This window comes from Leifsonia psychrotolerans (assembly GCF_013410665.1).
In the GTDB taxonomy this organism is placed as follows: domain Bacteria; phylum Actinomycetota; class Actinomycetes; order Actinomycetales; family Microbacteriaceae; genus Cryobacterium; species Cryobacterium psychrotolerans_A.
In genome coordinates, this window is record NZ_JACCFM010000001.1 from 618,274 (window position 1) to 634,628 (window position 16,355).

Consider the following 16,355-nt stretch of genomic DNA (forward strand, 5'->3'; position numbering starts at 1 on the left):
GCCGTGCCCATCGGGGTGGTCGGCATCCTGATGTTGCTCATCGTTCCAACGCCGGCTCCGATTCTCGACCTTCTGATCATCGTGAACATCGTGCTCGCCCTGGTGATCCTGCTGACGACGATGTTCGTCAAGAAGCCGCTGGATTTCTCGGTCTTTCCGTCGCTGCTTCTCGTTGCAACGCTGTTCCGGCTCGGCCTGAACGTCGCCTCCACCCGCCTGGTGCTCGGTGACGGATACGCGGGCCAGGTGATCGCTGCCTTCGGCGAGGTCGCGGTCGGTGGATCCATCGTCATCGGCGCCGTGGTCTTCTTGATTCTCATCGTGATTCAGTTCGTTGTCGTGACGAAGGGTGCCGAACGTGTCGCCGAGGTGGGCGCTCGGTTCACCCTCGACGCCATGCCGGGTAAGCAGATGGCCATCGATGCGGACCTGAATGCCGGGCTGATCACCGACGCCCAGGCCCGAACGCGTCGCGCCGAGGTCTCGGCCGAAGCCGACTTCTATGGCGCAATGGATGGTGCGTCGAAGTTCGTCAAGGGTGACGCGATCGCCGGAATCATCATCATCATCATCAACATCATCGGTGGCATCACCATCGGCATGGTGCAGCGGGGGATGGAACTCGGCGACGCCGTCAACACCTACACGCTGCTCACGATCGGTGACGGACTGGTGACGCAGATTCCTGCCCTCCTGATGGCCGTCTCGACGGGCATGATCGTCACCCGGTCGAACGCCGAGGAAGACATGGGTACGACGGCGTCGAAGCAGCTCGGTCAGTCCCGTACCGCGCTGATCATCGCCGGTGGCGCCGCAATTGTGATGGGCTTCATCCCTGGCATGCCGATCGTTCCGTTCGTCGTCGTCGGCACCGGTCTGATCGTTATGGCCCAGCGCCTCAAAATCGCTGAAACGAAGGCCGAGGCTGCCGTCGAGGCCGCACAACGCCTCGAGAACGCTCCGCAGCCTGAAACCACCGACGACATCATTGAGGGGATGCGGGTGCATGCTCTTGAAATCTTGCTGGCGCCCGACCTTGTCGACATCGTTTCTGACGCGAGCGACGATCTGCTTGCCCGGGTGAAGGCACTGCGACGCAAGATCGCCCTGGATCTCGGGTTCGTCGTTCCGCCGGTACGCACCCGTGACAACCTTGAGCTGCCGTCGGCGACCTACTCGCTGCGCATCGCCGGCGTTGAAGTCGGACGTGGCATCGCGCCAGCCGGCAAGGTGTTGGCGCTCGGCGATTTCCTCGACGGGCTTCCGGGCGAGGCGACCGTAGAACCCGTCTTTGGCTTGAGCGGAAAATGGATTCCCAGCGAGATGCGGCATTCGGCTGAGATGACCGGAGCGATCGTGATCGATCGGGTCTCGGTCGTGGTAACCCATCTTTCCGCGGTGATCACCGACAATGCGGCTCGCCTGCTCAGCCGGGAAGACGTTCGCGTGCTCACCGACAGCGTGAAGGCGGTGAATCCGGCTGCCGTCGACGAACTCACGCCGAACCCGCTCAGCCTCGCCGAGGTTCAGCGTGTGTTGCAGGGATTGCTGACCGAGAAAGTGCCGATCAATGATCTCCCGCGCATTTATGAAGCGCTGTCGTTACGCGCGAGGGTGTCGACCGACCCGGAAGGCCTCATCGAGGCGGCCCGTCAGTCGCTCGGTCCGGCGCTGTCGGCTCCGTATCTTGACGAAGGAACGCTCCGGGTGATCATGATCGACCCCCTCCTCGAGCAATCGCTGATCGAGGGCCTCCGTCCGTCGGAGATCGGCTCGCAGATCTTGATGGACGCCGACCGCCTCGAAGCAGTGATGAATTCGGTGAAGGAGGCTGTTGCGGGCATCGAATCGCGCGGCTTCTCGGCCGTGCTGGTGTGTGCCCCGGCGCTGCGTCCGGCCATGCACCGTCTTGTCTCCGCTCAGGTGAACGGGCTCCCCGTGCTGTCCTACAACGAGGCGACCGTGGCCACTATCCAGATCGAAACCGTAGGAGTGGTGCGCCGTGAAGACGCGATTTCAGCTGAGAGGTGACAGCCTGCCTGCGCTGAGAGAGCGCGTGGCTGCTGAACATGGCGCTTCAGCGCGCATCGTCGCTGCAGAACGCATTACGCAGGGCGGTATCGGCGGATTCCTCGCCAAGCACTTCGTCGAGGTGACGGTTGAGGTAGAGGCCGTCGCAACGCCGACGGTTGGAATGGCCCTGCCGAATCGCGCCGGTATCGCTGCGCTTCTGATCGAAGCCGACGACGCAGAAGACCTGCTGCACGGCACGGGGGTGCCGAAGCCTGTGCTGTCGACGAGCTCAGCCGACTTCGATGCGTTGTACGACGGGCTGAACGATCTTGTCGGACCCGCGCCGGTCGAACCCGCGCCGCTCGACCCCGCGCCGCTCGCGGCGACTGTCGCCGAGCAGTTAGGCGGCCCAGCAGGCACTGTCGCATCCTCTGCCACGTTCCCCGTCGGGTTTCCGGCGATGCCGCGGCTGCCCGTGCCCGCTCCGATTCCTGCGGTGAAGAACGGCATCGGCGACCTTGTTCTGATCATTGGTCTTCGCACGGACTCGTTGCGGGTCGCGCATTCCCTGGCGGGTCGCGCGGGGCCGGCTGCGGTCTGCGTCGGTGGATCGATCGTGCTGGATAACGTGCTGGCAGTCACCGATCGACGCACCGCGCTCCGCGCCCGCGCCGAAGCAGTGCGCTCGGAGCGGAGCGGCTTCGTGGCGTACGGCATCGAGCCTGGCGCCGATTGGGGCGCCGATATCGCCGCGCTCGAGGCCGACCAGGTCTGGGTGGTTGTGGACGCCGGACGAAAACATGAAGACACGCAGGCGTGGGTGTCGATCGTCGCGGCTTCGGGCGGAATCGATGCTGTCGCTGTGCTCGGCTTGGCCATGACGACGACGCCAGAAACCGTCTCTCAGCTGGGCGCACCAGTGGCCTGGGCGGACGGGCGTCTCCTCCGCCCTTAACAACCGGGGCCGTCGATCGACTCTGATTGACCCCTTCCGTTGATCGAGCCCCCTCCGTTGATCGACCCCTCCGTTGATCGAGCTCGTCGAGATCCCGCGGGCCTCCCTCGAGTCCGCACCCTTTCGTTGATCGAGCTCGTCGAGATCCCACGGGCCTCCCTCGAGTCCGCACCCTTTCGTTGATCGAGCTCGTCGAGATCCCGCGGGCCTCCCTCGAGTCCGCACCCTTTCGTTGATCGAGCTCGTCGAGATCCCGCGGGCCTCCCTCGAGTCCGCACCCTTTCGTTTATCGAGCTCGTCGAGATCCCGCGAGCCTCCCTCGAGACCGGGGAGCGCGGTCTCGACACGCTCGACCCACGGTCACTGACCGACCTCGCACCCCTTCCGCAGATCCAGCCCGCTCCGCTGATCGAGCCCACACCGCTGATCGAGCCCACACCGTTGATCGAGCCTGTCGAGATCCCGCGAGCCACCCTCGAGACCGGGGAGCGCGGTCTCGACACGCTCGACCGACGCTTCGGCGATCGACCCGCACCCCTCTCGTCGCTCGGTCCCTTCCGTTGATCGATCCCGTCGAGATCCCGCGAGCTTCCCTCGAGACAGGGGAGCGCGGTCTCGACACGCTCGACCGACGCTTCGGCGATCGACCCGCACCCCTCTCGTCGCTCGGTCCCTTCCGTTGATCGAGCGTGTCGAGATCCCGTGAGCCACCCTCGAGACCATGCCCGCGGTTCCGACCGGTTCAAGTTCTCGATCCCTCCACAGACACAGCTTCGAGAAGTTATGCACCGATACTGAGAAAAACTCGTAATCATGTTCGTTCTTTGGGAGAATAGAGCTATGTCAATCACCTCCCCACCCCCCGTCTCCGCCCCGGAGCCGACACCCGCCCCGGGTGCAGCGGCACCGACCGCGGCCATGGTGCTGGCGGCGGTCGAACAGGCCCGCTCTTCTCTGGCAGTGCTCGGAACCGTCAGCCCCGACCGGTTCACTGACGACGACCTGCTCGGTGTGCTCGGTGCGTTCGAAGGTGTGGGCCGGCTGGTTGATGCGGGACGGGTGGCTGTGGCGGCGACGGTCGAGGAACGCTCCGGCCGGTGGCTGGGCCGCGACTCCCTCGCGGCAAAGCGGGGCTGCACCAGTGGCATCGACCTGATCACCCGGGTCACCCGCATTTCCGGCCGTGAAGCGAAACGGCGTAGTGCCCTGGGCCTGCGGATGCGCGACACGCAACACGTCGGAACGATCATCCCCGCCTTGTTCCCCACGGTCGGTGCCGCGGTCGCCGACGGCTCACTGGGGGTGGATGCGGCGGAGGTGATCATGTCCGGTCTGGCCGAGATCTCCCCGCGCGTCGCCCCCGATGATCTTGCGGCTGCGGAACGCGCTCTGGTGTCTGCGGCGACGGGCACGATTACGGCCGAGAATGAGGGTGAGCCGGGCGCGGGCTTTGCGTTCTCGGCGGACTCACTGCGGGTGCAGATGTTGCAGTGGCAGGCGGCGCTGGACCCCGACGGGGTGGCGCCGAATGAGACTGAGGTTGAGGCGACGAGCACGATCAGTTTCGGCCGCTTCAAAGACGGCATCTACCCGGTGCGGGGCGGGGTGACTCCTGATCTGTACGGAATCATGAACCTCACCTTCGACGCATTCATCGCCGCCCGCAAAACCCCCGCGTTCCCCACCGCCGCCGAACAAGCCCGCGACCAAGCCCGCGACCAGGCCCGCGACGACCGCGCCGAGCACGACGACCGCGCCGAGCACGACGACCGTGCCGAGCAGGATCCCCACGAAGGTCCCGACGGACACGAAGGTCCCGACGGACACGAAGGTCCCGACGGACACGACGGTCCCGACGAGCACGACGAGCACGGCCACGACCGCGAGCACGACTGCGATGAACACGACGACCATCACCATGACCATGACCATGACGACCACGGTCAGGGTGCAGCCTCGGCCGAGGTGCCTCTTCCCGGGTCGGCCGGGCACGAGTTCGATGACGTCGACACCCGTACCGCCGGTGAGAAGCGGGCCGATATTCTGCGCGGCATGTTCACCCAGCTGGCCCAGGCCGATAACACGCCCAGCATTGGTGGTGCACCGCCGACGGTGGTGGTGCATGTGAACGTGAACGATATTGAATCCGGGCGCGGTGTCGGCTGGATCGACGGCGTCGACGCCCCCATCTCGCTTCGCACGGTGGATCAGATGATGTGTGCCGGAGGCACCCAAACGGTTCTCTTCGGTCCGAACGGTGAGGTTCTGACGCTGACCGATCCGCAACGACTGTTCAACCGTGCCCAACGCCGGGCGATCCTCGCCCGCGACGGTGGCTGCGGCGTTCCCGGCTGCGATGCCCCCGCACAGTGGCTCGAGTTTCATCACGTGATCCCCTGGAGCAAAGGCGGCACCACCGAAGTCGACAATGGTGTGGCGTTGTGTTGGCGACATCATCACACCATCGAAACGTCCGGCTGGGAGATCCTCATGGTCAACGGCCGACCGCAAGTGAAGGCCCCGGCCTGGATCGACCCGACCCGCACCTGGCGCGACGCCAACCGCCACCGCACCGACACCCACCGCCGCAACTGATGCGCCGCGACTGAACCCGGCGCGACTGAACTCGGCGCGACTGAACTCGGCGCGACTGAACCCGGCGCGACTGAACCTGCCGCGACAAACCTGTCGCCGTCAGACGAAGCCAGCCGACTAGACCGCAGTAAGCTCACTCAGCGGTACGCGCAACGGCCACGCAGCATCATCCAGTATGACCTGGGCGGACTGTCCGTTCGCGCGATTCACGACGATCGGTGCCATCAGATTCACCGAAGTCTCGTCGGCACCCGGGTTGACGACAACGAACAACCAGGCGTCTTCTGCACGTGTCAGCGCGATGAGTGCGCACTGCTCTTCGGAGAGAACCGGCTGATATGCCGTTGCGTGAACCGATGCGTCGAGCAGGAACAAACGTGTCTGTTCGGCGACGTCCGGGCGCAATGAATAGAGTCCAATGCTTCCTGCGACCGGGGTCAAAGTGTAATCGCGCACCGGCTCCAGGCCGAAGGGGGAGGCGACGAAACGCAGAGCGGTGTTCTCGGGAATCGATTCATTCATCGGATGAAGTCCATCAGAGTTTGCTGGAGCGTTCGGGCGGTTACTGAGAGCGCGGCCTTGTAGGTGACTTCCTGCAATGAGAGCTCCAGAACAATCTTCTCCAGAACCACATCCTCAATGCCGGAGCGCTGAGCCTCAAGCTCGACAGAGCGACTCAGGTTGGTCTCCTGGGCGTCGAACACCATCGATTGGCGCGCACCGACCGTTGCCAGGGCAGAGAGAACTGAATCACGGCGAGTATCGAGAACGGCGAGGTGTGAGCTCACATTGACGCCGCTCCGCAAGTCCGCGACGATCGCATCGAGCTCGGCGAACATCGATTGTGTGCCCGTTCCGAAGGCTGCCGCACCGTCGACGTCGACGCGCACCGTCGTGCCGTCACCGATCCGACGATCAACTGAACCCAAACCGCCCGAATACGAATAGTCCGCGGCGAAGGCAGCCTCGGCATCCGAGGTGCCGGCAAACACGTTGCGACCCAAATAGTTGGTGTTGGCCTGAGCGCGGAGAGCGTCGCGGATCGTGACCAGCTCTGCGGCGATGCCCTCTTTCGCCTCGATCGACAGCGCACCATCGTTGGCACCCTGAACCGTTAAATCTCTGGCCTTTCTCAGAAGCTCGGAGACCCCGGTGAGCGCTGAGTCGGCCGCGGTGAGCCAGCCATTGCCATCGTTCACGTTACGGGCATACTGATCGTTTGACTTGATGGCCGAGCGCACCCGGAGGGCGTCTGCGGTTCCAGCCGGATCATCAGAGGGTACGCCGATCGCTTTACGGGAAGAGGCCTGGTTCTGGAGCCGGGCGAGTTCTGATGAAGCGGTCTGCAGGTTGCGCAGGGACGCATTCATCATTGTTGATGAGGTGACTCGCGTGATCACGGGTTAACGACCAACCAATCCGGTTTTGTTGATGAGCGTGTCGAGCATTTCATCCACTGCGGTGAAGACGCGGGCAGAGGCCTGATACGCCGTCTGGCTCATCAGAAGGTTGACGTTCTCTTCGTCGATGTCGACCGACGCACTCGAGAGCTGTGCTGCTGCTGCGCCCGCCGCGGCCAGGTCGGCCAAAGCCGATTGCTGCAGCGAGCTTTTCGTGGTGACGGCAACCTGGCTGACGAAAGTTGACCAGTGGGCATCGGGTGAAATGTTCCCGTGTCGCAGCTGGGCGATCGCATCGGCGATCGAACCGTCGAGGGCGCCGGCGCCGGGGGCAGCGGCTGCAATGTCAGCGACCGACTGAGCGACGACGCTGAGGCCGAGCGCGGCGGGCTTCGTGGCGTCAACGGCAAAGAAATCGAGGCCTGTTACGCCGGCCGTCGTGAAGCCGGCGCTGTGCACCGCATTCACCTGGGACGACAGGGCGGTCGCCAGCGCGTTGTATGACGCTGCGGCCTCCGCCAGTGCGCCCCCCGTGCCTGTTGCGTTGGCCGGTGCGAGAAGAGACAGCGACCCCGCAAGCTCTCCACTCGTCAATCCGACCGGCCGACCCGGGTTCTTCGCCCATTCGAAGGTGAGCGCCCCGCCATCCATCGCGTAGGTGCCGCTGAGCTTGACCGGGTTGACCGTGGAGCCGGAGACGATCGGGTTGCCGCCGATCAGAACCTCGACAGTGCCATCCGGGCGTTCGTTGACAGTGCCGCCGGCGATCTGCGCGATCTGGGCGGTGTACTGGCTGCGCTGGTCGAGTAGTTCGTTGACCGAACCGCCGGCTGCCCGCGTGTCGCGGATCAGCACATTCAGCGCGGCAACCTGTGAGGCCGCGAAGTTCAGATCATTGGCCTGACCTTCTGCAGATGAGCGCGTCGCATTCCACTGCGCGGCGACCGCGGAGTAGCCTGCGGCGATCTGGGAGACGAGCACGCCGGCTTCCTCGATGACCACGGCACCTGCAGCGGCATCACCGGCATTGTTGGTGAGGTCGCCCCAGGATCCCCAGAAGTCGCCCAATTGCGCCGAAATACCGTTCTTTCCTGGCTCGTTCAATGAACTTTCGAGTGTTGACAGTGCGGAGGCACGAACGCCGTTGTAGCCGGCGGCGGCAAATGAGGTGCGCACGCGGGCATCAAGGAACGCGTCGCCGAGACGAGCGATTCCGGTGACAGTGACGCCCTGCCCCGGCGTGGCAAGACGGGTCGTGAGTCGGCCGGACGCTGTAAGCGCCTGGGCGGCCTCGAGGCTGACACGCTGGCGGGTGTAGCCGGCAGTTTTCGCGTTGGCAATGTTCTGCCCAGCGACCTCAATCCCGGTTCGTGCCGCGGTCAGTCCGGTGAAGGCGGTGTTCAATCCGCTGAAGGTACTCATTAGATGTCCTTGTCAACGAGGCGTGAAGTCATGTCGTGTGAGGCGGAGTTGCCGTGGGCGTCGTACGTGCTTGCCGAGAGATGGGCGCTAGCCAATGTCTCTTGGGTCGAACGGGACGCGGCACGCAGAAGCTGTTCGTTCGAGTCACGGAGCTCGCGGATCTGGTTTGCCAGCTGTTGGAGACCGGTGAGGTGACCGTCGAGAAGCTCTGACCATATCTCGGAGGGTGCCGCGGCAACGAGCTCGCGCAGTGTCGCATCCTCGCAGGTTGCCCACTCGCGGGCTATCGCAGCGACTTCGACGGTGCGAGCGAGTCCGAGAGAGCGAAGGCGCGTTGTGACCTGCTCGATCTCCTCAGAGGCGCGACCGATCCATCGGGTTTTGCCGCTCGTGAGAAGCAATCGCTCGACCTCAAGTTTGTAGACGAGGAGCTCTAAGAGCTCGCGTTCTTTCCACAGCAGCGCAGAAAGCTCATGAATGCTCATCGATCATCTCCTTCGCGCCGAACCAGACGGGCCACTACGGGTGGGTTGGCACCTGGTGGTGTGCCTGACATAGAGCACTATCGGACGAAAGTGTACAGAGGTTAGTCACGACACCAGTTTTATCGTCCCTGTGGGTGTCCTCCAAAGATGGGACGCTGTCTGCCCTTAAAGGGGGGTCAAAAATGGCAGCTTTACGCCCCACCGCTTGTAAGTTTGAAACATAACTACTCAGTGGTTTCACAGCAGCGAAAACTTGTGCACGTTTACGTCGATTTGGCAATGTGTGGGGGATTCCACAAATCTTTTCAAGGGGTCGCATGGATCAGGCACTTCGCAACCGTATGGTTGTGGACAACCTTCCGCTCGTTGGCTACCTCGTTTCAGAGGTCTGGGCCAAGGCGCGTCATCTCTCACGCGACGATCTTGCGTCGGCCGGGGCACTCGCCCTCATTACATCGGCCGACGCGTTCAATGCTGAGCTCGGAATTCCATTCGGTGCATTTGCGCGTCGACGCATCATCGGTGCGTTTGCCGACGAGATGCGCTCCATCGACTGGGCAAGCCGCTCGACCCGGCGTCGCATCAAAGAGACCCTCGCCGTGCAGGAGACCCTGGCCGCCGCGCTGGGTCGCACTCCGCATGTCGATGAGATCGCCGCGGCGATGGGCGTCGACCGGAGCGTGGCGGCCGCAGGACTGGCCGATGCCAGCCGCACCGTGTCCACACTCGATGACACCACGGCCGAGTACTTGGTCGCCGAAACGGCGATGCCCGAGGAACGGATTTTGACTGCGGAGCGCGTCGCCTACCTGCGAGCGGCCGTCGACTCCCTGCCCGTCAAGATGCGATACATCGTCGAGCAGGTGTACTTCGGGGACCGCACGGTGAAAGAGCTGGCTGAAGAGTTGGGCACCACTCACTCGGCCGTGTCTCAACAGCGTGCAGAAGCCATCCGTCTGCTGCGCGACGGCTTGGCGACTCACTATGCCGATGTCGACGACACCGGCTACGTTTTGCAGTCCCGCATCGCGCCGGCGAATCGAAGCGCCTACCTGGCGCGGCTGGCTGAGCAGGCGATGTTCGGCATCAACACGGCCCGTCGGGAACGCGTGTTTGAACCGGGTCAGGCAGTGTCCTGAGCGGAACGGTAGGCTGAAGCAATGCTGGTTTTGACGCGCAAACAAGGGGAAAAGATCCTCATCGGTGACGACATCGTACTCACCGTGCTTGACGTGCGTGGCGACAGCATCCGACTGGGTGTCGATGCTCCGCGTGGCGTGCGCATCCAGCGTGACGAGGTGGTGCGTGCCGTCGCCGAAGCCAATCGTGAGGCAAGCCAGACGGATGCCTCGGCCGAGGAACGCCTCAAAGCGAGCCTCGGCGGACTGCTCGGCTCAGCGGTCGATCGCGTAGACGACTGACTCTTGAACCATCCCGAGCCACTCGTAGAGTTCGCCGAGGAATGCCGCGTCCGATCCCTGTAGGCCGAAGCGACCATCGGGCGTGATCTTCAGGCGTGCCGCCAGCGTCAGCCGCAGATCGGTGAGGGTGCGTAGCCAGCTCTGCACCTGGTCCGGAGTGAGCACAATCACCGCGAATTCTGCGGCGTCAGCCGAGTCCTGGGCCGTCGTGAGGGAGTCGAACACCGTCGTGGCATTGTGAATCTTGCCCGCCATGAGATCGTCGGCGGTGAAACGTCGAAACTCTGCCGCGGCCTCCGGGTCGGTCAGGTAGGCATCGGGGAGCATCCGTTGGATCGCCGGATCGCTTCCGGCCACGTCGGGGTCGTCACTCGCGTCGGTGAGGAGTTCGATCAGTTGTGTGGTGGCCAGACGCAGAAGATCGAGTTCGACGGCTTCGAAATGCGCCGAGATCTCGCCGTCGACGGTGCGTACAATCTCCATCATTCGCCGGCCTTGTCGAGGGTGGCAAGCAGACCGAAGCCGTGCAAGGCCTGCACGTGACGTTCCATTTCTTCACGGTTGCCGGTGGCGACGACGGCGCGGCCATTATTGTGAACCTGCAGCATCAGCTGTTCTGCCGTGTCAGCGGGAAAGCCGAAATAGCTGCGGAAGACGTATGACACGTACGACATGAGATTGACCGGATCGTCCCAGACCACGGTGACCCAGGGGCGGTCGAATCCGACGGCCTCGCGCACGTTCGGATGTGCTGCGGTCTTGGTCACGTCTCAAGCCTGACAGGTCGCAGCCGACACGTCCAACCCGGCAGCCCTGTAGTTTGGTCGGCGGGGGTGCTCTCTTCGTGCACCATCATTGAGCGCGATCGAAAGGGCATCATGTTCGACTTCTTGTTTAGTCCTGCTCCCGGCATCATTGTCGGGGTCATTTTTCTACTTCTCATCGCGTTGATCTATGCGAAGAGCGTCTATAAGAACGCCGGCCCCGACGAAGCGCTCGTGATCACGGGCAAAAAGTCCACCAAGACCGTCATTGACGGCGCGACAACCGAGCAGTCTGGTCAACGCGTCGTACACGGCCAGGGCGTGTTCATCACCCCGTTCTTCCAGAAAGCCTTCAAGATCAGCTTGCGCAGCCGCGCGATCGAGATCACCGCCGTCGCCCAGGACAAAAACGGCATCACCCTCACGGTCGAGGCCGTCGCCATCGTGAAGGTGGGCGACGATCCGGCCGCGATCCGCGCGGCCGCACAGCGCTTCCTCGGCCAGGACAAGAACATCGACAACTTCGCTCAGGAGGTGCTGTCCGGTTCGCTGCGTTCCTCGATCGGGGCCACCGACGTCATGACAATCATCCAGAAGCGCGACGAACTGGGCACCTCGGTGCTCGCCACCGCACGTGAATCGTTGGCCAATCAGGGCCTGGACGTCGACTCGTTCGAGATCAAGGGCATCACCGACGAGAACGACTACATCCGTGACATCGGTCGTGCCGAGCAGGCGAAGGTCCGTCGCCAGGCCGAGGTAGCCGAGCACCAGGCGAACCGCGAGGCGCAGGAGGCCGCGATCAGCGCTGAGCAGGCAGTTGCCGAGGCTCAGAACACTCTTGCTTTGCGTAAGGCAGCCCTGCAGCTCGACACCGATAAGGCCGCGGCGGAAGCTGCTGCGGCCAAGCCACTGGCCGAGGCGAAGGCGCAGCAGGCGATCGTGCAGGAGCAGGAGCTCACCGCCCAGCGCCGGGCCAACCTCCGAAAGGCCGAGCTTGATTCAGAGGTCAACGCCGTTGCGGATGCTGACGCCTACCGCGTGAAGGTTGCCGCCGCGGCCGCGGCAGAAGCCGCCGTCACCGCAGCCAACGCCGATCGCGATAGCCGTGTCGCCACCGCCGAGGCGATCAGGGCCGAGGGACAGGCCAACGCCGACGCGATTCTTGCCCGCGGTACAGCCGAGGCCGAGGCCACGAGATTGGGCGCCGAGGCGCTCGCGCAGCAGTCGGAAGCCTTCCTGCAACTGCGCATGGTCGAGATGCTGCCGCAGATCGCTCACGAGCTTGCCGCGCCGATGGGCAACATCGACCAGCTGACGGTCATTTCGACCGACGGCGCCAGCCAGTTGTCGAAGAACGTCGCATCCGGTTTTGCCGAGGTCGACTCTGTGCTCTCATCGACAATGGGCGTCGGCATCAAGGAACTCCTGAGCGGGTTGGTCGGGGGCGCGGCCACCGGTGCCGCCGCCGGCGCGGCACTGCGCAGCACGGGCTCATCGACCTCGGGACTGCACGTCTCGGCCGACGAGTACGAGTTGGCCGCTCCGGAAGAGCTCGACAACGAGTTGGCGGCACCACTCGCCACGTAGCGTGGAGTCGCCGCGCCCCTCTCGTCGGCGCGGCGACCTCCTGATCGGCACTCAGATATTCACCGCGAGCGGCGTACCGTTGAACAGCCGCGGCACTCGGCCTAGCGTGGTGTGCGAGAGGGAGGGCTGGACGAGCGGGTGAGATGAACTGGTGGGATGCCGGGGACTACGAGATCGCACGCCAGATCCTGCAACGCGGGGTGGCTGCGATCTACCTCATCGCCTTCCTCTCGGCGCTCGATCAGTTTCCGGCACTCCTCGGCCAACACGGTTTGCTGCCCGTTCCAAGCTTTGTCTCTCGCATCAGCTTTCGGCAATCACCGAGCCTGTTTCACTGGCGTTATTCCGACCGGATGCTTCGGGGGCTCTCGATCGGCGCGTGCCTGATCGCCGCGACTCTCGTTGCCGGTCTGCCTCAACTCGGGCCGCCGTGGCTTCCGCTGCTGCTGTTCCTCACGCTCTGGGTCGTCTATCTCTCGATCGTGAACGTCGGCCAGACCTTTTACTCATTCGGTTGGGAAAGTCTGCACTGTGAGGCCGGCTTCATCGTGGCATTCCTCGGCTCGAATGCTGTGGCGCCACCCCTCGTCATCATCTTCTTCCTGCGTTGGCTGGTGTTCCGCCTCGAGTTCGGTGCGGGCCTGATCAAACTGCGCGGTGGCAGAGAGTGGCGTGACCTGAGCGCGCTCTACTATCACCACGAGACACAACCGATGCCGAACCCGGTGAGCTGGTTCGTGCACCACCTGCCGCGCTGGATGCATCGCGGCGAAGTGCTCGGCAACCACTTCGCGCAGCTGGTCGTGCCCCTCTTTCTCTTCGCGCCCCAGCCCGTCGCATCCGTTGCCGCAGCCATTGTGATCCTGACCCAGCTGTGGCTCGTTGTCACCGGCAACTTCGCCTGGCTCAACTGGATCACGATTGTGCTGGCGTTCTCTGCAGTCGACGACGGAGCGTTCAGAGTGCTCATTCCCGGGTTGCACGACGCGCGAATAACGTCACCCACGCCGATCTGGTTCGTCGTCGTGGTCCTCGCCGTGACGGCGTGGCTGATCGTGCTCAGCTACCGCCCGCTGAGGAACCTCTTCGCCCGCCACCAACTGATGAATGCGAGTTTCAACCGCTACCACCTGGTGAATGCGTACGGCGCTTTCGGCACGGTCACGACGGAGCGCTTCGAGATCATCGTCGAGGGCTCGGCCGCCGAGACACCAGGAGCGGGGGACTGGCTCGAATACGAGTTTCGGGGCAAACCGGGTTCCCCCCAGCGGATGCCGCGCCAGTTCGCCCCGTACCATCTGCGTCTGGACTGGCTGATGTGGTTCCTGGCGTTGGGTGCGCGGGATGGGCGCTGGTTCGAGATGTTCCTCGTGCGTCTGCTCGAGGGGGATCGGCCCACCCTGCGCCTGCTCAGGGTGAACCCGTTCCCCGAAACGCCGCCGCGTTGGGTGCGGGCCCGCGTGTTTCTCTACCGCTTTTCCACCCGCATCGAGCGTACTCAGACGAAGGCCTGGTGGGTACGCGTCGAGGTCGACGCGCTTGTCGATGCGGTCTCATTGGCCCAGGTGCGGCGCTAGCGTGCAGACGAGTCAGTGTCCGCGCAGCGCCTCGATGTCACGCCGCTCGCGCTTCGTGGGGCGGCCGCTGCCACGGTCACGTACGGGAAGCAGCGCGACTTCCTCTTTGGGCGGTGGCGGGGGAGTCTTGTCGATGAAGCACTCCACCGCGACCGTGGCGCCCACGCGTTTGCTGACCACGCGCGACACGACGACGATGCGGTCGAAACCGGCGATGCGCACCCGCACCTCATCGCCCACCCGCACCGGCTGCGCTGATTTCGCCCGGTCTCCGTTCACCTTCACATGACCGGCGCGGCAGGCGGCGGTGGCCTGTGAGCGGGTCTTGAACAACCGAACTGCCCAGGTCCAGCTGTCGACGCGGGCGGTCGGTGCGGCATCCATGCTTCGACTCTATGGCCCAGCGCCCAGGTCGAACGCCTAATCTTGTGAGGTGACTTTCCCCGACACGTCTACCGCATCCGCACTCTCTGCCGCCGACGAGGTGAACTCCCTGCTCGCTTCGTATCCCGATTTCCCCCTCGACGGCATCGTTTTTCGCGATCTCAACCCCGTGTTTGCGAACGCCGCTGCATTTCGCGCGATGATTGACGCCCTCGTCGGCCGCTTTCAGGGCCGTTTCGATGCTGTCGCCGGCATCGAAGCGCGCGGTTTTCTGCTCGCTGCGGCGATCGGCTATGCGGCGGATGTTGCGGTGCTCGCCGTGCGTAAAGGCGGCAAGCTACCGGGTGCGGTGCTGACCGAGGAATATGACCTGGAGTACGGATCTGCTCGGTTGGAGCTCGAGCTCGGCCAACTCCCCGCGGGTTCTCGCGTGCTCATCGTCGATGACGTACTCGCGACCGGCGGCACGATCGCGGCCACAATGCGGTTGATCGAGCGCGCCGGCTACGCCCTGACCGGAGTGGGTGTCGTTTTGGAGCTCGAGGAGCTCGACGGGCGCAGCCGCCTGGGCAACGCCGACGTGCACGCCATCGTGGCATTATGACTGCGCACTGAATGCCGATTCGATGAGCGAGAGCGGAGATGCCTGGGTCTACGGATCCAACGGCCAGAGGTACTGGGGCCGTTATGGCGCTGCCGGTTTGTTGGTGCTTGACGCCGACCGCGGCATCCTGTTGCAACACCGTGCGCTGTGGAGCCATCACGGCGATACCTGGGGTCTGCCGGGCGGTGCCAGACATGACAACGAGTCAGCCGTCGATGCGGCGCTCCGCGAAGCGAAAGAAGAGGCTGGCGTGCCGGCCGAAGCCGTGCAGCGGCGCTTCACCTCGGTGTTCGACCTCGGCTTCTGGTCGTACACGACCGTCGTCGTCGAGGCGGTTGCATTCTTCGAGCCGGTGATTAGCGACCCAGAGAGCATCGAACTGCGTTGGGTCGCGATCGGGGATGTCGAGGCTCTGCCACTTCACCCCGGATTCGCAGCCAGCTGGCCGGGGCTTCGAGAGCGCCTTCACTCGCGTGCCGGGGAAATCACGCAATAGACTCGGGAACTGTGGCACGGCCAGCAGAACACGACGTCAGCTCTCGGGTGCTGACCCTGCCCAATCTGCTGAGTTTTCTTCGGCTGGCCCTCGTGCCGGTGTTTCTGACGCTGTTGATGCAGGGGCAGGATGCCGGGGCGCTGCTCGTCTTGGTCATCTCCAGTGCCACAGACTTTCTCGACGGCTTCCTGGCCCGAGCACTCAACCAGGTCAGCCGACTCGGCCAATTGCTCGACCCGGCCGCCGACCGCCTGTACATCTTCGCTGCCCTGATCGGGTTGGCCTCTCGCGACCTCGTTCCGTGGTGGATTGTGCTCGTCGTGGTCGGACGGGATGTGTTTCTGCTCATCCTGGGCGTCATCCTGGCCAATTTCGGCTTCGGCCCGCTTCCGGTTCATCAGCTGGGCAAGGTCGCCACTTTTTGCCTTTTCTACGCTCTGCCAATGATCATGCTCGGCGAGGCGTTCCCTGCTGTGGCGTGGTGGTCGCAACCAATCGGATGGGCATTCGGATTGTGGGGCGCCTTTCTCTACTGGTGGGCCGGAATTATCTACGCCATCGAAACTCTGCGCGTGATTCGCCTGCCGCGAGTCCCAGTGCCTGTTCCATCCGATACGCTTGAACCCTAGGAGGTATACGGTGGGAAATT

The 16,355-nt window shown here is 63.9% G+C and carries 17 protein-coding genes; 10 read left to right on the forward strand and 7 right to left on the reverse strand.

Going from position 1 to position 16,355, the window contains the following annotated elements; translation table 11 throughout:
- The first annotated feature begins 30 nt into the window (after positions 1–30).
- The 3 genes from HNR05_RS02780 (at position 31) to HNR05_RS02790 (ending at position 5,563) form a co-directional block, all read left to right on the forward strand.
- A complete protein-coding gene (locus HNR05_RS02780; RefSeq protein ID WP_246318475.1) occupies positions 31–2,031 on the forward strand; it encodes a flagellar biosynthesis protein FlhA in 2,001 nt (666 codons plus the stop codon).
- A gap of 25 nt (positions 2,032–2,056) precedes the next feature.
- On the forward strand, positions 2,057–2,968 hold the full coding sequence (locus HNR05_RS02785) for a hypothetical protein (protein WP_179577641.1): 912 nt from the start codon (positions 2,057–2,059) through the stop codon (positions 2,966–2,968).
- A gap of 840 nt (positions 2,969–3,808) precedes the next feature.
- Entirely contained in the window at positions 3,809–5,563 is a 1,755-nt protein-coding gene (locus HNR05_RS02790; RefSeq protein ID WP_179577642.1) for an HNH endonuclease, read from the forward strand.
- A gap of 117 nt (positions 5,564–5,680) precedes the next feature.
- Here the strand turns inward: HNR05_RS02790 and fliW are convergent, their stop codons facing one another.
- Genes fliW through HNR05_RS02810 form a run of 4 tightly spaced genes read right to left on the reverse strand, consistent with a single transcriptional unit; the run spans position 5,681 to position 8,870 of the window.
- Entirely contained in the window at positions 5,681–6,085 is a 405-nt protein-coding gene (gene fliW / locus HNR05_RS02795) for a flagellar assembly protein FliW (RefSeq protein WP_179577643.1), read from the reverse strand.
- Complete coding sequence (gene flgL / locus HNR05_RS02800; protein WP_179577644.1) at positions 6,082–6,963, reverse strand: flagellar hook-associated protein FlgL; 882 nt, start codon at positions 6,961–6,963, stop codon at positions 6,082–6,084. Before flgL ends, fliW begins: the two co-directional genes overlap by 4 nt.
- A 3-nt stretch (positions 6,964–6,966) precedes the next feature.
- Positions 6,967–8,385 carry a flagellar hook-associated protein FlgK gene (flgK, locus tag HNR05_RS02805; RefSeq protein WP_179577645.1) on the reverse strand — a complete coding sequence of 473 codons (1,419 nt, stop codon included), beginning with the start codon at positions 8,383–8,385 and terminating at the stop codon, positions 6,967–6,969.
- Complete coding sequence (locus tag HNR05_RS02810; RefSeq protein ID WP_179577646.1) at positions 8,385–8,870, reverse strand: flagellar protein FlgN; 486 nt, start codon at positions 8,868–8,870, stop codon at positions 8,385–8,387. Before HNR05_RS02810 ends, flgK begins: the two co-directional genes overlap by 1 nt.
- 317 nt (positions 8,871–9,187) lie before the next feature.
- Between HNR05_RS02810 and HNR05_RS02815 the strand changes: the two genes are divergently transcribed.
- Together HNR05_RS02815 and csrA are read left to right on the forward strand one after the other, a co-directional pair.
- Positions 9,188–10,009, forward strand: coding sequence for a sigma-70 family RNA polymerase sigma factor (locus tag HNR05_RS02815; RefSeq protein WP_179577647.1), 822 nt, complete (start codon positions 9,188–9,190; stop codon positions 10,007–10,009).
- Between the two features lie 21 nt (positions 10,010–10,030).
- Positions 10,031–10,291, forward strand: coding sequence for a carbon storage regulator CsrA (gene csrA, locus HNR05_RS02820; protein ID WP_179577648.1), 261 nt, complete (start codon positions 10,031–10,033; stop codon positions 10,289–10,291).
- Here the strand turns inward: csrA and HNR05_RS02825 are convergent.
- Complete coding sequence (locus HNR05_RS02825; protein ID WP_179577649.1) at positions 10,265–10,777, reverse strand: DUF2017 family protein; 513 nt, start codon at positions 10,775–10,777, stop codon at positions 10,265–10,267. The genes csrA and HNR05_RS02825 overlap by 27 nt on opposite strands.
- Entirely contained in the window at positions 10,774–11,058 is a 285-nt protein-coding gene (gene clpS / locus HNR05_RS02830) for an ATP-dependent Clp protease adapter ClpS (protein ID WP_343062434.1), read from the reverse strand. Before clpS ends, HNR05_RS02825 begins: the two co-directional genes overlap by 4 nt.
- 111 nt (positions 11,059–11,169) lie before the next feature.
- Here clpS and HNR05_RS02835 point away from each other — a divergent pair, with 111 nt between their 5' ends.
- Positions 11,170–12,645, forward strand: coding sequence for a flotillin family protein (locus HNR05_RS02835; protein ID WP_179577650.1), 1,476 nt, complete (start codon positions 11,170–11,172; stop codon positions 12,643–12,645).
- A 143-nt stretch (positions 12,646–12,788) separates the two neighbouring features.
- Positions 12,789–14,222: a lipase maturation factor family protein gene (locus HNR05_RS02840; protein WP_179577651.1), complete on the forward strand. Its 1,434-nt coding sequence runs from the start codon at positions 12,789–12,791 to the stop codon at positions 14,220–14,222.
- A 12-nt stretch (positions 14,223–14,234) separates the two neighbouring features.
- Here the strand turns inward: HNR05_RS02840 and HNR05_RS02845 are convergent, their stop codons facing one another.
- The gene (locus HNR05_RS02845; RefSeq protein ID WP_179577652.1) at positions 14,235–14,606 is read right to left on the reverse strand and encodes an RNA-binding S4 domain-containing protein; all 372 of its coding nucleotides are present in this window, start codon (positions 14,604–14,606) and stop codon (positions 14,235–14,237) included.
- A gap of 49 nt (positions 14,607–14,655) precedes the next feature.
- Here HNR05_RS02845 and HNR05_RS02850 point away from each other — a divergent pair, with 49 nt between their 5' ends.
- Genes HNR05_RS02850 through HNR05_RS02860 form a run of 3 tightly spaced genes read left to right on the forward strand, consistent with a single transcriptional unit; the run spans position 14,656 to position 16,335 of the window.
- On the forward strand, positions 14,656–15,210 hold the full coding sequence (locus tag HNR05_RS02850; RefSeq protein WP_179577653.1) for an adenine phosphoribosyltransferase: 555 nt from the start codon (positions 14,656–14,658) through the stop codon (positions 15,208–15,210).
- Between the two features lie 22 nt (positions 15,211–15,232).
- Complete coding sequence (locus HNR05_RS02855) at positions 15,233–15,706, forward strand: NUDIX domain-containing protein (protein ID WP_179577654.1); 474 nt, start codon at positions 15,233–15,235, stop codon at positions 15,704–15,706.
- A gap of 11 nt (positions 15,707–15,717) precedes the next feature.
- Positions 15,718–16,335 carry a CDP-alcohol phosphatidyltransferase family protein gene (locus HNR05_RS02860; RefSeq protein ID WP_343062435.1) on the forward strand — a complete coding sequence of 206 codons (618 nt, stop codon included), beginning with the start codon at positions 15,718–15,720 and terminating at the stop codon, positions 16,333–16,335.
- Positions 16,336–16,355 lie beyond the last annotated feature (20 nt).

What these genes read in the sequence shown, in the direction of transcription:
- HNR05_RS02780 (WP_246318475.1), top strand. Translation starts at nt 31, where the DNA reads ATGTTGCTCATCGTTCCAACGCCGGCTCCGATTCTCGACCTTCTGATC.
- HNR05_RS02790 (WP_179577642.1), top strand. Translation starts at nt 3,809, where the DNA reads ATGTCAATCACCTCCCCACCCCCCGTCTCCGCCCCGGAGCCGACACCC.
- fliW (WP_179577643.1), bottom strand. Translation starts at nt 6,085, where the DNA reads ATGAATGAATCGATTCCCGAGAACACCGCTCTGCGTTTCGTCGCCTCC.
- flgK (WP_179577645.1), bottom strand. Translation starts at nt 8,385, where the DNA reads ATGAGTACCTTCAGCGGATTGAACACCGCCTTCACCGGACTGACCGCG.
- HNR05_RS02810 (WP_179577646.1), bottom strand. Translation starts at nt 8,870, where the DNA reads ATGAGCATTCATGAGCTTTCTGCGCTGCTGTGGAAAGAACGCGAGCTC.
- HNR05_RS02815 (WP_179577647.1), top strand. Translation starts at nt 9,188, where the DNA reads ATGGATCAGGCACTTCGCAACCGTATGGTTGTGGACAACCTTCCGCTC.
- csrA (WP_179577648.1), top strand. Translation starts at nt 10,031, where the DNA reads ATGCTGGTTTTGACGCGCAAACAAGGGGAAAAGATCCTCATCGGTGAC.
- HNR05_RS02825 (WP_179577649.1), bottom strand. Translation starts at nt 10,777, where the DNA reads ATGATGGAGATTGTACGCACCGTCGACGGCGAGATCTCGGCGCATTTC.
- HNR05_RS02835 (WP_179577650.1), top strand. Translation starts at nt 11,170, where the DNA reads ATGTTCGACTTCTTGTTTAGTCCTGCTCCCGGCATCATTGTCGGGGTC.
- HNR05_RS02840 (WP_179577651.1), top strand. Translation starts at nt 12,789, where the DNA reads ATGAACTGGTGGGATGCCGGGGACTACGAGATCGCACGCCAGATCCTG.
- HNR05_RS02845 (WP_179577652.1), bottom strand. Translation starts at nt 14,606, where the DNA reads ATGGATGCCGCACCGACCGCCCGCGTCGACAGCTGGACCTGGGCAGTT.
- HNR05_RS02855 (WP_179577654.1), top strand. Translation starts at nt 15,233, where the DNA reads ATGAGCGAGAGCGGAGATGCCTGGGTCTACGGATCCAACGGCCAGAGG.